Source organism: Clostridium pacaense (assembly GCF_020709765.2).
Lineage (GTDB): Bacteria > Bacillota > Clostridia > Lachnospirales > Lachnospiraceae > Enterocloster > Enterocloster hominis.
In genome coordinates this window covers 12,152-27,135 of record NZ_JAJFEB020000017.1, presented here as the reverse complement: position 1 = coordinate 27,135, position 14,984 = coordinate 12,152, and the positions used below count along the sequence as shown (strand labels likewise).

Sequence of the window (14,984 nt, the reverse complement as noted above, 5' to 3'; positions counted from 1 at the left end):
CAAATGAAAGCAGGTGCAATTGAATGTACATAGGAGATTTACACATCCATTCCCATTATTCCAGAGCCACCAGCAAGGACCTGACACCGGAATATCTGGATCTGTGGGCCAGGAAAAAGGGGATTGACATAGTTGGGACAGGAGATTTTACACATCCCGCCTGGAGGGCCGAACTGGCAGAAAAGCTGGAACCGGCCGAGCCGGGACTCTACATCCTGAAGAGGGAACGGATCATCCGTCATTCTTCCGCCCCAGGAAGCCGCCAGCCACGATTTGTAATCAGCGGGGAAATCAGCTCCATCTATAAGAAAAATGATAAGGTAAGGAAGGTCCACAGCCTGATTCTTCTCCCCAGCCTGGAAGCTGCCGAGATACTTTCCAAACGCCTGGAAGCCATCGGCAACATCCATTCTGACGGGCGTCCCATCCTCGGACTTGACTGTCATGACCTATTGGCCATTACATTGGACGCCTGCCCGGAAGCAATCTATGTGCCTGCCCATATATGGACGCCTCATTTCTCCCTGTTCGGGGCGTTTTCCGGCTTTGACACCATAGAGGAATGCTATGGGGAACTGACTCCCCAGATACATGCGCTGGAAACAGGGCTTTCATCCGACCCCTCCATGAACCGGCGCCTGTCGGCCCTGGATTCCTTTCACCTGATTTCCAATTCTGACGCACACTCGCCGGCCAAGCTTGGAAGGGAGGCCAACCTCTTTGACATCCCCATGTCCTATGACGGGCTTTACGGGGCCATCCAGAGAGGCGAAGGACTGGCGGGAACCATCGAATTCTTCCCCGAGGAGGGCAAGTATCACTTTGACGGCCACCGCAAATGCCATCTCTGCCTGAGTCCGTCCCAGGCCAGGCAATACAACGGCATCTGCCCTGTATGCGGCAAAAAGCTGACAACAGGCGTGCTCCACCGCATTGAGCAGCTGGCAGACCGCCGGGAAGATTTCATCCTTCCGGGCGGACGTCCGTACGAAAACCTTGTCCCGCTGCCAGAGGTAATCGCCGCATGCATGGGCTCCTCTTCTGCCAGCGTCAAGGTAACGCGCCAATATGAGCACATGCTGGAAGAACTGGGCAGCGAATTCCATATTCTCCGAAGCGCCAATCTCGACGACATCAGCCGGATCGGCGGACAGCTTACCGCCCAGGGAATCCGCCACCTGCGGGAAGGCAAGGTGGACTGGCGCCCAGGATACGATGGGGAATACGGCACCATGAAACTGTTTGCAGCATCAGAACTGGACAGTGTGGAAGGCCAGCTGTCATTCCTGCTGGATGACAATGAAATTGAAAGCTTCACCAGCCAGGCCAATCCGGACGGAAACGCTGCTTCTGCTGGCCAGGCCGTCCCGGACGGGCACGCTGCTTCTACTGAATATACGGTTCCAGGCGGGCACACCGCTTCTGCCGGACATACGGTTCCAGACGGGCACACCGCTTCTGCCGGACATACGGTTCCGGGCGGGCACACCGCTTCTGCCGGACATACGGTTCCAAGCGGGCACACCGCTTCTGCCGGACATACGGTTCCGGGCGGACACGCTGCCTCCTGCAAACAGACCCTTCCTGCCTCACAAACCGGCGCAGATGTCCTTGACGGCCTGAACCCGAACCAGCGGCAGGCCGTAGGGTCCATAAGCCCTGTAACAGCAGTCATCGCCGGACCCGGCACCGGAAAAACCAAGACACTGGTATCCAGGTTGTCCTATCTGATAGGTGAGCGCGGTGTCAAACCCGCTGAAATCACGGCAGTCACATTCACCAATAAGGCAGCAGAGGAACTCCGGCAGCGTATCCGCCGCCAGCTGCCCGGCAAGCGCAGCTTAAACCAGATGCAGGTAGGAACCTTCCATTCCCTGTGCTACCGCATGCTGCAAAACCAGGGGACGGGCCTGTCCCTGGCAGATGAAGGACAGCAGCAGGAATGTGCTGCGCAGGTAACCGGACAGTTCAACCTTCCTGTTTCCCCCAGTCAGTTCCTATCCCTGATATCCCTGAAAAAATCCGGTACAGGAACCATACCGGCCCCGGCCGGGCCTTCGGATGAAGACGGGAAAAGAACCCCAGCCCTGACGGAAGAAGCATTTTCCAGATACAATGAACTTCTTGCCTCCAGGAACCTGATGGATTTTGACGACCTTCTTCTAAAGGTATTGGAACTTTTAGGATCAGAACAAAAGCTGGAACTGCGCAGACAGCACTTCTTCTACCTGCTGGTAGACGAGTTCCAGGACATCAGCCCGGTACAATACCGTTTAATCAAGGCATGGAACAAAGGCGGAAAAGAATTATTCCTCATCGGTGACCCGGACCAGTCCATCTATGGTTTCCGCGGTTCCCAGAGCAACTGCTTCGACCAGCTGTGCAGTGATTATAGCCAAGCCTGCGTACTGCGTCTGAAGCCCAACTACCGCTCCACCCCCGAGATTCTTTCAGCCGCCCTTCCGCTCATATCCCACAACCCTGGAGAGCCGAGGGAACTGACCCCCATGCTGGGCCACGGCGCGCCAGTCCGCGTTGCAACAGCTGAAAGCAGTCTCTCAGAAGCCATTTTCATTGCCAAGGAAATCGGGCACATGGTCGGCGGCATTGACATGCTGGATGCGCATGCCAACACATCAGCAATGACTGATACGCCAAGAAGCTTCAGCGATATAGCCATCCTATACCGCACCAACCATCAGGCCCGTCTTCTGGAGCAATGCTTAAGAAAAGAAGGAATCCCCTATGTGGTAGCCGGCCGCGAGGATTATCTGGAAGAGCCATCCGTACAGGGCACCATCTGCTTTTTCCACGGAATCGCATCCTCCTTACCGGACAGCGAAGAAATCTGGTCCCACACAACCAGCCTCTGCCGCAAACTGCTGGGTCCCTGTCATGACTACGAAGCCCTGAAAGCACAATTCACCAAAAGACTGAAGCGTGAGAAGCCATGGAAGCTGCTGGAAGACTGGATGAAAATCCTGAACCTGACAGACAACAGATCCATGGATACCTTTCTGTGCATGTCTTATTTTCACAAGACCATGGAAGACATGCTCACCACCCTGACCTTCGGCCAGGGCAATGACGTAACCAGAAGCGGCCAGGACTCCTGTCCCTCCAGCGCAGTAACCCTCATGACCTTCCACGCATCCAAAGGCCTCGAGTTCCCCACCGTATTCCTGTACGGTCTGAAACAGGGCCTGATGCCCCTAAAATCAGGCAACGGCCCTGTAAACCTGGAAGAAGAACGCCGTCTCCTATATGTAGCCATGACACGCGCCAAAGAGGAACTGATCATCACCACCTCCGAGTCCCCCTCTTCCTTCCTAAGCGAGATACCCCCCAACGCCTTCCGCCCGGAACAGGCACGCACCCCAGCCAGCGGAATCAAACAGTTAAGCCTGTTCGATTTCATGGATTAACACCCCCATCCATCATCTTATCCATATATCCTTAACCATATGCCCTTAATCACATCTTCTCAATATATGAAAAAGCAGCAGCCGGAAGCCCCAGCAACCTCTTCATACCTCAGCTTCGGAGCCAGGGGCGGGAGTCAGGCGGGCTTGCGGTTCCTTGTGGAGGGTGTATGGTCTGCTTGCTCAAAAAGGCAGCAAAAACAGGGTCGAGTGAGGGCCACCAAGCCCGAACGCAGAGCGCCTACGGAAGAAAAATCATCAAGATTTCTTCTGTAGTTGGCGCGGTGCCCTGATTTTGCTGTCTTTTTGAGTTAGCAGACCATATGCCCGGAACCAGGAACCGCAAGCCCGCCTGACTCCCGCCTCTGGTTCCGGGAACACCAAAAAGCAGAGGTCGCGTAACTCCGCCGCTCCCCCTGCTTTTTCAAAATCCCTACCTATCTTCCATGGCCACATAATCCATATTATCGCCCACATACTTAGTCGCAGGACGCATGATACGGCCATCATACAGCTTATTCTCTATATTATGGGCAACCCAGCCCACTACGCGGCTGCATACAAAGAGCGGCGTATACAAATCCCTTGGGATCCGCAGCATCCCATATGCAAAGCCGCTGTAGAAGTCCACGTTGGTGGGAAGGGCCTTGCCCTTTATCTCCTCCATGACTTCCTTGGCAATGCGCTCGAACCGCATATAATAATCCAGCTCCTTCATATGGTTCTGCTCCTTGGCAACCTCCATGCAGCAGGCCCTTAAGACCTCGGCACGGGGGTCGGATACCGTGTAAACCGCATGCCCGAAACCATATACCAGGCCAGACCTGTCGTAGAGGTCGCCTGACATGAGCTTCCTGACGGCCTGACGGATCCTTGAATCATCTGCGTCATAGCCGCCTGTTTCCTCCAGGACCGCATCCATCATTTCAGCCACCTTGATATTGGCGCCGCCATGGCGCGGTCCCTTCAGGGAACCGATACCGCCGCACACGGTAGAATAGATATCCGTTCCGGTAGAGGCAATCACAACATTGGTGAAGGTGGAGTTGTTGCCGCCGCCGTGGTCCGCATGAAGCATGAGTATGGTATCGAGGAGGCTTGCTTCCTTTGATGTGAACTTCTGGTCCTTTCTCAGCAGGCTGAGGAAATTCTCAGCAATGGAGTATTCCGGATTGGCATAGTGGATGAACAGGCTCTCCCTGTCATAATAATGCACCTTGCTCTGGTATGCATAGCATGCAATGGAGGGCAGCTTTGCCAGCAGGTTCACGCCCTTTACCAGGGTCTGGTATACATCTGTATTATCCGGATCGTCATCATAGTTATAGAGGGTCAGGACCGCGTCCATCAGCTTGTTCATCAGGTTCTTGCCGGGAAGGCGCAGCAGGTTCATTTCCACGAATTCATCCGGGATTGTATAACAGCGTCTTACCACGTTACAGAATTTCTCCAGTTCCGCCTTCTTGGGAAGGTATCCGAACAACAGCAGGAAACATACTTCTTCATATCCAAAATGGCTGCCCTTCTTACCGTTAACCAGGTCCAGCACATCGATTCCGCGGTAAAGCAGGCGGCCGGGAATAGCCTTAATCCCTTCCTCCGTCTCCTCATAGCCGACCACGTCCGCCACCCTGGTAAGGCCAACACGGACACCGGTTCCGTCCTCATTGCGGAGACCCTTTTTTACATTGTATTCCTTATACCACTTATTGGGGATATCTGTATAATTCTGGGACTTCCCATAAAACTGTGCAAGATAGCTTTCCTTAACCATTGTCATTACTCCTCTCTAAGACCGGTACTGGAACACAGTACCACCTACGCCTGCCAAACCAATCCTCTATCAGTGTCTGCCCCGGTTATAATTAATCAGGCAGCCTGCCTTTACAATCTCACGTTCCTCCGCGGTCATATCCGTAATATATAAATCCAGTGTCTTTACCGGAACTTCCTTTTCCCCGTCCCCAAGGACATATGCCTTGATGTTCTTTAAATCCCCGTCAAGGGCAGCACGGACGCCGGGAACATAGATGTAATCCCCTACTTCAAACTCAGGATCTGCCTCCATCTGGAAGGGGACCATTCCCCAGTTCATCACATTGGAGCGGTAGCGCTTGGTTGCGAATTCCTTACATATATTGGCAAGGCCTCCGATAACCCGCTGGCAGCTGGCAGCCTGCTCCCTTGCAGAGCCGTCCCCCGGCTTCACTGCATAAATCATGCTGCCAATCTCCGTATCCTTTACCGTCACCTGTTCATTGCCCTCAATCTGGTTGATGGCCTTAAATATATTCTTAAGCCTTGGCTCCAGCTCCAGTTCCCTGTCAGCGCCTTCCTGAACCCTTGCTTTCTCTAACTTATCCACTTCCTTTGTGCGTCCCACATACTCAGGGTCCCTTCTGGAAAGGGTAAACTCTGCCAGTCCCAGCGGATTGGAGCGGTAGGAGGAAGTCTCGCCGGATGGAATCAGTTCATCGGTGGTGGTCACCGGGTCCATGATCTTGGAACATACCTTTAGAAGGATATTGTCTGCCAGGGGACTCATCTCCGGCCAGTCCTTAATGTTCGGACCGTAGATAAGGTCCTTATCCGTATTCCCGCTTCCATACCCCATATACACACGGTTCTTATAGGAAATGTCGTCAAACCCATATTCAGGCACATTGCCCCAGCAGTCCATCTCCCAGGCAGAGGTAAGCCTGCCTCCGTTGGCCGCGGTGGCGGCAATGGAACGTGCATCCATAAGCGCCACTGCCGCCATCTGTCCGTTCCCAGGCTTGGAGCCTTCCCGGTTTGGGAAGTTCCTGGTGGTATGGCGGATGCTGAGTCCATTGTTGCAGGGGGTATCCCCGGCGCCAAAGCATGGGCCGCAGAACGCCGTACGGATGATGGCTCCTGCATCCATCAGGTCAGACACAGCCCCCTTCTTCACAAGGTCTGCGAATACAGGCTGTGAGGACGGGTATACTGCCAGTGAAAATTCATCGCAGCCGCAGTTCCTGTCCTTCAGCGCATGGGCTGCTTCTATTACATTGCTGTAGGTTCCGCCTGCACAGCCTGCAATCACTGCCTGCTGTACCATCAGTCCGCCGTCTATCACTTTGTCAAGAAGGGTAAATTCCGCCTTGCCGCCTGATATCCTGGCGGCTTCCTTCTCAACGCCTGCAAGGATATCCTGCATGTTGGCCTTCAGCTCATCAATCTCATATGTATTGCTTGGATGGAAGGGAAGGGCAATCATGGGCTTTACCGTGGACAGGTCCACATAAACACAGCCGTCGTAATATGCCACATCAGCCGGGGATAACTCCTTATAGTCCTCTGCCCGGTTGTGTTTTGCAAGATAATCCCTGGTATCCTCATCCGTCTTCCAGATGGAGCTTAAACAGGTGGTCTCCGTGGTCATCACATCAACGCCGTTGCGGTAATCCGTGGGCATGGAGGCAACGCCCGGTCCCACAAACTCCATTACCTTATTCTTCACATAGCCATTCTTAAACACGGCTCCTATGATGGCCAGGGCAATATCCTGAGGTCCTGTGCCCGGACGCGGCGCCCCGTCAAGATACACGGCAACCACGCCTGGATAGGCCACGTCGTATGTATCCCGAAGCAGCTGCTTTACCAGCTCACCGCCGCCCTCGCCCACTGCCATGGTTCCCAGCGCGCCGTAGCGAGTGTGGCTGTCAGAGCCAAGGATCATCTTCCCGCAGCCCGCCATCATTTCCCTCATATACTGATGGATGACCGCAATATGGGGAGGCACGTAAATCCCGCCATACTTCTTGGCAGCGGAAAGCCCGAACATGTGGTCATCCTCATTGATGGTGCCGCCCACTGCGCAGAGCGTGTTATGGCAATTGGTCAGTACGTAAGGAATGGGAAACTGCTCCATACCGGATGCCTTGGCCGTCTGCACGATGCCCACAAAGGTGATGTCGTGGCTGGCCATGCTGTCAAAACGGAGCTTCAGATGTTCCATATTATCAGATGTGTTGTGTGCCTCAAGAATGGAATATGCGATGGTTCCCTTCCTGGCAGCTTCCTTATCCGCCGCCCTGCCGGTCAGGGCCTTCACTTTCCCGCTTTCTGCTTCCGGAACAATCTCCGTCCCATTTACCAGGTAAATACCGTTTTCATATAATGATACCATTTCCTTTACCTCCGGTCTTATATATTTTACAAAAAAGGGCCGCACTGTTCATGGCGCATGCCCCTTTGCCTTCATTGTTTAATACTATAAAGCAAAATTTTCGATTTGTCCAGCTTTTTTACTGTAGTTTCCACAGCTTTTATATTGTGGTTCATTTTATTTTTCACATGCCACTCACTGTCACCCATTACAGCTTTATCACTGCAAAGCGGCGGTATAGCCTACCAGTTCATGACAAAAAGACTGATGCACACAAGAAAATAAAGAATCATGCCCACATTTAAAACCACTGTCTTGAAACGTGTGCCTTTTTTAATGGGCCATGTCCCAGGTTCAAGGTGAATCTGTCTGCGGTACAGGATCAACAGCACAATACCTCCTACAAGACAGGCCACCATGAACACAAAATACCCTACCATGAGAAAGCCTGATACGGCGGCTATGACAGCGCTAAGGTCCACTGACAGCATCCGTTCCATTCCCTGAACGAACCAGGAGCCGTCAAAGGCCCCGCTGGCGCCTTTGGTCAGTTCAACTGCAATGGCGCCGCCCAAAAGATTAAAAATCATGTGGAACGCAATGGTATAGCCCACCTTTCCCGTCTTGGCATATACATAGGCCCACAGGACGCCGATTCCAAAAGCATAGAAGAACTGGGAGAAATTACCATGGGCCATCCCGAACATAAGGCCCGACATAAGGATGGCCGGTCCTTCCCCATACCCCAGAAGCCGGTCCATGAGCAGTTTCCTGAAAAACAGTTCCTCCACAACCGGGGCCATGAGCACGGTGAACAGCACCGTCATCCACACTCCGGAATTCATCAGCAGTTCGTTCAGCTGGCTGTCATCCACGCCGGAAGGCTTGAACCATTCCACAAACTGCCCCAGCAGGTTCCCTGCCAGCCCGATTCCCACTGAAATCACAAGGCAGGCCGCAAACTTGCCGATTCCCCAGGGCTGCCTCTGCGCATGACCGCATTTGGGAATCAGCTGGATCAGGGCCACGGACACGGGAAATGCCACAAAGTACATGGGTATGGCGGACAGTAGGATGAGTCCCGCCCCGCTGAATAAATCCATGATCCCGCCTAACAGGTAGTTAATGAAACCCGCAAATGCAATCACCGCAATCTGGGCCAGGAATGTCACTATCATAAAAGCGGCAGCCACCAGACCCACATGGGAAAACTGCCTTCTCTGCCTCCTTCCCAGCGCCTTTGCCTCTTCCTCCAATTGCCTTGCCATGTAGTCCTCTTCCTGCATCATATGTTATGTTCTTTTCTCCCTGTGTGAATTTGGTATATTTCTGTTGCAATTGCAACAGAAAAGTATTATGATATTCATTATCATACCATAAATAATAGCAGGGTAAAAGAGATGACAGAATATTTTCAGAAAAACTTATTTAAAGATATATCCATGGAAGAATATAAAAGCCTGCTCACCTGCCTGGACGGCAGGACCAGACAGTTCCGGGCCGGCGATATAATATGTGATTACGACAAGGGCTTTGACGATATCGGTATCATCGGCAAAGGCAGCGCCTCCGTGGTCCGTTATGAATTCAATGGAGCCAGGACCATCCTGGAGCGGCTTGGACCCCAGGACATCTTTGGCCACCTGCTGTCCTGTGACGGAAATGAACACGCGGGAATCAGCGTTATCAGCGACAGCGCCTGCGATGTGCTTTTCATACACTATGCAACCATCAGTTCCCCCTGCACCAAGGCGTGCCGGCACCACCACCAGCTGACCCAGAATCTTCTGGACATGATATCCGAGCGCGCCCTTAACCTGAGCCGCAGGGTGGAGGTCTTATCCCAGCGCACCATCCGCGAAAAGCTCATATGTTATTTCCTCCAGCTGGCCGGGCAGGCAAAAAGTTCCTCCTTCTGCCTTCCCTTTACCATGGTGGACCTGGCCGATTATCTTTCCATTGACAGGAGCGCCATGACCCGGGAACTGGGCCGCATGAAGAAGGAACATCTGATTGAGATGGATAAGCGCAGCGTACGCCTACTCCTTTAGACGCTTAAGCCTTCTTTCAAAAACATCAGGGGTCTCGGGGCGCCCAAAATAAAAGCCCTGGATATGTTCCATACCAAGTTCTCTCACTGCCTGGTACTCATCTCCTGACTCCACCCCTTCCAGGCACACCTGCTTGCCCACGTCATGGCACAGTTCCGTGATGGAACGTATGAAAGTGGCGTTAAACAGATCTGACGTAATGCCCTTGACGAACCCGCGGTCAATCTTTACAATGTCCACCGGAATGGTCTTAAGGGAGAACAGGGAAGAATACCCAACGCCAAAATCATCCATGGCTACCCGTATACCGGTTGCCTTCATATCATTCAGCATCTTCAGCGTCTCCCCGTCCGCTGTTGCCAGATAGGTTTCCGTCAGTTCCATGACGACATGGGACGGCAAAAGATCCAGTTCCTTAAGCGTATCTTCCATATACGGTATGATATCATCCTCTGCCAGCTGTACATAGGAAAGATTGATACTCATCTGAAAATCAGGCATATACCTGCACCACTCCCTGCACTGCGCGGCTGCATGGCAGAAAATCCACCGTCCCAGATTTATGATCATCCCGCTCTGTTCCAGAAGCGGAATGAATTCTCCCGGTGAGATATCCCCATACTTACTGCAATGCCACCTGGCCAGCGCTTCCGCGCCCTGAAGGCTTCCTGTCCGTGTGTCCACCTGGGGCTGATAGTGGATGGAAAAACCAGCGAACCCCCTGTCTATGCTCTCACGCAGAAGTTCAACCAGTTCCAGCCGCCGTTCCCTCCGGTCAAGGATATCCTTGGAAAACACGGTCATACGGTTTTTACCCATCAGCTTGGAATGCTCCAGGGAATAGTTGGCACATTTTAAAAGTTCCAGGTAATTATCCCCGTCCTTCGGATAAGTGGTATAGCCTGCGGAAATGGTACAGTAGTACTTCCTTCCACTGTATTCCTGCTGTTTGTGGAATACCTGCTGGATTTTGGCAAAAATATCCCAGCCCTCCTCTTCACCGCAGCCCAGGCACAGGACCCCGAACTCATCCCCGTCCAGCCGGTAAAGCTTGGCATTGGCAGGAAGCATGGATGACACCTTCTGGGCCGTGATGCGAAGCACCTCATCCCCAAAGGACCTGTCATAAAGGTCGTTGATGTTCTTAAAGGAATCCAGGTCCAGAATCATGATTCCAATGGTATCCACCTCCGTGTGGTCCACCAGGTACTTCTTTATATCACCTTCGAACTCATATTTATTATAAAGCCCGGTCATATGGTCAATCCGGTTCCGTTTTCCAAGATTGGTAATCATGCCTGCAAACAGTCCCGGGGTCCCATCCTGGTTTTTCACCATCTTCCCCCTGCATCGAAGCCATATCCACTCGCCCTTTACATTCCTGGCCCTGTATTCAATGTTGTGGTAATCCTCCCTGCCATCCGCTATGTTCTGGTTGCTTTCCAGGAAATACGCCTCATCATGGGGATGGATTAACCCGCCCCAGAAAGCGGCTGCATTCTTCACAACCTGGCCGGGCAGGCCGAACTCATCAACCATGGCCTGGGGATAATGGAACACCCCTGTGCCCATATCACCCACAAAAATATAATCCTCCGTGCTGGCAGTAAGGGCCTGGTAAAATGTCTCGTTGTCATAATCAAAGAGACTGCCTGTCCCGCATTCCTTTCCTTCCTTTAACGCCTCCTTGGCGCGGCTGATGTGATAATCCCTTTTCTGTATGTACATCTGCTCATCCGCCCTGGCGATTATCTCATCAATGGAACTGTTTTCCCCCGGATATATCTCCGTAAGGCCATAGCTGAACGGAACCCCGTAGTCCACGTCCAGGCGTTCCCTGTCCTGTCTGGCCCGCAGGAGGATACGCTTCATGCTTTCCTCCACCTCTGCCTTGCTCCGTCCATAGAAAAGCATCACAAACTCATCCCCGCTGAGGCGGAACATGAAGTCCAGCCTGCCAAGGCCTTCTTTGGTAATGGATGCAACATAACGCAAAAGCGCATCCCCTGCGCTGTGCCCATACTGGTCATTCACACGCTTCAGTTCATTTATATCATACAGGACAAGGGTAAGGATCTGGTTTTCCCGTTCCGCCTGTTCAATGGTCTGTACCAGACGCTCGTTGCCGCCTCTCCGGTTAAGCATCTGGGTCAGTTCGTCCATACGCGCAGAATAAAACATCTTATCATATTCAGTCACATCCACGGAATTCTGTATATGATAAATCCTTCCGTTCCACCGGAGCAGGCTGTCATAGTTCTGATAACTGCGCCCGGTCAGTGCATTATTCTCACGCCAGGAGCTTTCATTGCCCTCCTCCCCCTTTTTCAGAAGGTCTATGTGGCAGAATTCGCACCGCCGTTCCATCCCCTTCTCCAGGACCTTCCAGCAGCACTTCCCCTCCGGGTCCTCAAGTCCAAAGGCCTTTTTCATCGTTTGATTCATATACAGGATCTCATCTGTCTCCGTATCTGATATATAGATATTGGAGTGCATCTGGTCCAGTATCATGGCCAGAAACGTATCCTTAAACAGTTTTATCTGCTCCTCAGTCATAAAAGTACCCTCTCTACCACGTAATGAAGTCTACTTTATATTGTAAACTCTTCCCAGTTCATACTCAAGGGGAATTTCACAAAAAAACACCTCTTTCCAGTAAATCTGCCTGAAAGAGGTGTTTTGCCCTGTCTTAACCTTACAAATCCATATTACTCTTCAACTTCAGAGAACATATCCTTCCCAACGCCGCAGAGCGGACATACCCAATCATCCGGAATATCCTCAAATGCTGTTCCAGGCGCAATACCGCCGTCCGGATCGCCAACCTCAGGATCATATATCCATCCACATGGATCACATACATATTTCTTCATTATTATTTCCTCCTGTATTTAAAATTTATTTTAATTTGTATTTCCCTTTGATGTGATTAATATATCATATTCATTCCTGTTTTTCTGTGACATTTGCAACACATATTGAAATATTTTATATTTTATCACAATACCTTTATTATATGCAGCTCCAGCCCGGCCCATGCAGGCGGATGTCATTCCGTACTTATATTTTCATGTTGCCCTGTCTGCCATTCCATGCTGCTGTTCCGCATAAACCGGAAAAAACACTGCCCGCAAAATCTGCGGGCAGCATGCTTTCATCACAACATACCATTCCATCTATGGACCGTACAGGTATACGGCTGCTGCTTATTCCCCATCCTTTGCCGCAGCCCTGGCCTCAACCTCACGCTTCTGCACATCTCCAGGCGCCTGCTCGTAACGGCTGAACTCATAGGAGAACACGCCGATACCGCCGGTCATGGAACGCAGGTCCGTATTGTATCCGAAAAGCTCTGACATAGGAATATCAGCCTCAATGACCTGCTTGCCATTGTGGTTGGAATTCATTCCAAGCACACGGCCTCTCCTGCGGTTCAGGTCGCCCATGACATCTCCTGTGAACTTATCCGGAACCGTAACCTTAAGGGAGGCAATGGGCTCTAAGAGCACAGGGCCAGCGTCCATGAAGCCCTGCTTGAACGCCAGGATGGTCGCCATCTTAAACGCCATCTCAGAAGAATCAACAGGATGGTAGGAACCATCCAACAGGGTTGCCTTCAGGCCAACCACCGGATATCCTGCCAGCGGTCCTTTTAAGACGCATTCCTGCAGTCCCTTTTCAACAGCCGGGAAGTAGTTCTTCGGCACGGAACCGCCAAATACCTTTTCCTCGAATACATAGGGTGTCTCTAAGTCGCCAGACGGCTCAAATTCCATGATGACATCGCCGTACTGTCCGTGTCCGCCGGACTGCTTCTTATGTTTACCCTGTACCTTAACCTTCTTGCGCAGGGTTTCACGGAATGCAAATTTAGGTTTGGTCAAAGTAATGTCAACCTTATAACGGCTCTGAAGCTTGCTTACCACCACATCCAGCTGCTGGTCGCCAATACCATACAGCAGCGCCTGACGGTTCTCCGCATCATTGACCACCTTAAGGGTCTGGTCTTCTTCCATCATACGTGACAGCGCTGTGGATACCTTATCATCCTCGCCCTTGTTCACTGCCTTATATGCCATATATGTGTACGGAGTGGAAATCTCTGGCTTATGGTAGACAATCGGCGCCGTGCGGACAGCCATGGTATCCCCGGTCTGGGTCACGGTAAGCTTTGCAACCGCGCCGATATCACCGGCCCTTAACTCCTGGACCTCAATCTGGTCCTTGCCGCGCAGGATATATAACTTGCCGATTTTCTCTTCCGTGTCTTTATTCACGTTATAGACAACCGTATCGCCTTTTAACGTACCGGTACAGATCTTCATCAGGGAGTATTTGCCGATGAACGGGTCAACAATGGTCTTGAACACCCTTGCGGACAGGGATACGTCATCATTGTACTTGGCGGTAAAACGTTCGCCTGTGGATACGTCAACACCGATACACTCAAAATGGTCAGGTGACGGGAAATACTTGTCAATGGACTGAAGAAGCACCTTAAAGCCCTGGCAATTGATACCGGAACCCATCATGACCGGCACGATCTCGCCTTCAATCACGTGCTCGCGGAGTGCGGTGGAAATCTCCTCCTGTGTAAACTCCTCTCCCAGGAAATAGCGTTCCATATATTCTTCATTGGTCTCGGCAACAGCCTCAATCAGGGCGTCCCTGGCAATGGTCAGGTTCTTCTCTACATACTCAGGAATCTCACACTCAACATAATCGCTTAATTCCGTGAAACGGCGTCCTGCCATCTTAACCACATTGACGAAACCTACAAATTTTTCATTCTCACGGATTGGCAGCTGGAAGGGTGCAATCTTACGTCCGAAACGTGTCTCCAGCTTTACTACCAGTTCACGGTAACTGGCATGGTCATCATCCATATTGGTCACGAAAATCAGCCTGGGAAGCTTGTACTTTTCACACATCTCCCATGCCTTTTCTGTTCCAGGTTCAATACCTGCCTTACAGTTCACAACTATGATGGCTGCATCAGCAACACTGATGGCCTCCTCTACTTCTCCTACAAAATCAAAAAATCCCGGCGTATCCAGAAGGTTAATCTTAATTGGCCCGCTCTCCCCTTCATATTCCAAAGGAATCAGCGTGGTGGAAATTGAAAACTGTCTCTTGACTTCCTCTTTGTCATAATCGCTGATGGTGTTGCCGTCAGGCACCTTGCCCATACGCTTTGTAACACCAGTCACCAGCGCCAATGCTTCCGCAACTGTCGTCTTACCGGCGCCTCCATGTCCAAGTAATACAACGTTGCGGATTTGTTCAGTACCATATACGTTCATAAATTTCCCTCCTGTATATAAAATTTAAGCCATGCGTATATTTTACTAAATTTTTCTGATTTTTTCAAGCTTTTTA

General features: G+C 51.6%; 8 protein-coding genes. 2 read left to right on the top strand and 6 right to left on the bottom strand.

Going from position 1 to position 14,984, the window contains the following annotated elements; translation table 11 throughout:
- Window positions 1-23: 23 nt before the first annotated feature.
- Window positions 24-3,425, top strand: coding sequence for a UvrD-helicase domain-containing protein (locus tag LK536_RS51340; RefSeq protein ID WP_227796792.1), 3,402 nt, complete (start codon window positions 24-26; stop codon window positions 3,423-3,425).
- Window positions 3,426-3,855: 430 nt separating this feature from the next.
- Here the strand turns inward: LK536_RS51340 and LK536_RS51335 are convergent, their stop codons facing one another.
- The 3 genes from LK536_RS51335 to LK536_RS51325 all read right to left on the bottom strand — a co-directional run bounded on the left by LK536_RS51335 (window position 3,856) and on the right by LK536_RS51325 (window position 8,822).
- Window positions 3,856-5,196, bottom strand: coding sequence for a citrate synthase (locus LK536_RS51335; protein ID WP_025487043.1), 1,341 nt, complete (start codon window positions 5,194-5,196; stop codon window positions 3,856-3,858).
- 69 nt (window positions 5,197-5,265) lie between these two features.
- Window positions 5,266-7,575 carry a hydratase gene (locus tag LK536_RS51330; RefSeq protein ID WP_227796793.1) on the bottom strand — a complete coding sequence of 770 codons (2,310 nt, stop codon included), beginning with the start codon at window positions 7,573-7,575 and terminating at the stop codon, window positions 5,266-5,268.
- Window positions 7,576-7,796: 221 nt separating this feature from the next.
- Window positions 7,797-8,822 carry a CPBP family intramembrane glutamic endopeptidase gene (locus LK536_RS51325; RefSeq protein WP_227796794.1) on the bottom strand — a complete coding sequence of 342 codons (1,026 nt, stop codon included), beginning with the start codon at window positions 8,820-8,822 and terminating at the stop codon, window positions 7,797-7,799.
- 174 nt (window positions 8,823-8,996) lie between these two features.
- Here LK536_RS51325 and LK536_RS51320 point away from each other — a divergent pair, with 174 nt between their 5' ends.
- Window positions 8,997-9,605 (top strand): Crp/Fnr family transcriptional regulator, encoded by a 609-nt coding sequence (locus LK536_RS51320; protein ID WP_227808092.1) that lies wholly within the window; start codon window positions 8,997-8,999, stop codon window positions 9,603-9,605.
- On the opposite strand, the gene LK536_RS51315 is transcribed toward LK536_RS51320, so the two are convergent.
- The 3 genes from LK536_RS51315 to LK536_RS51305 form a co-directional block, all read right to left on the bottom strand.
- Entirely contained in the window at window positions 9,594-12,161 is a 2,568-nt protein-coding gene (locus tag LK536_RS51315) for a diguanylate cyclase domain-containing protein (RefSeq protein WP_227796795.1), read from the bottom strand. The genes LK536_RS51320 and LK536_RS51315 overlap by 12 nt on opposite strands.
- Window positions 12,162-12,313: 152 nt before the next feature.
- Complete coding sequence (gene rd / locus LK536_RS51310) at window positions 12,314-12,478, bottom strand: rubredoxin (protein ID WP_008716663.1); 165 nt, start codon at window positions 12,476-12,478, stop codon at window positions 12,314-12,316.
- A 333-nt stretch (window positions 12,479-12,811) separates the two neighbouring features.
- The gene (locus LK536_RS51305; protein WP_120058094.1) at window positions 12,812-14,908 is read right to left on the bottom strand and encodes an elongation factor G; all 2,097 of its coding nucleotides are present in this window, start codon (window positions 14,906-14,908) and stop codon (window positions 12,812-12,814) included.
- Window positions 14,909-14,984 lie beyond the last annotated feature (76 nt).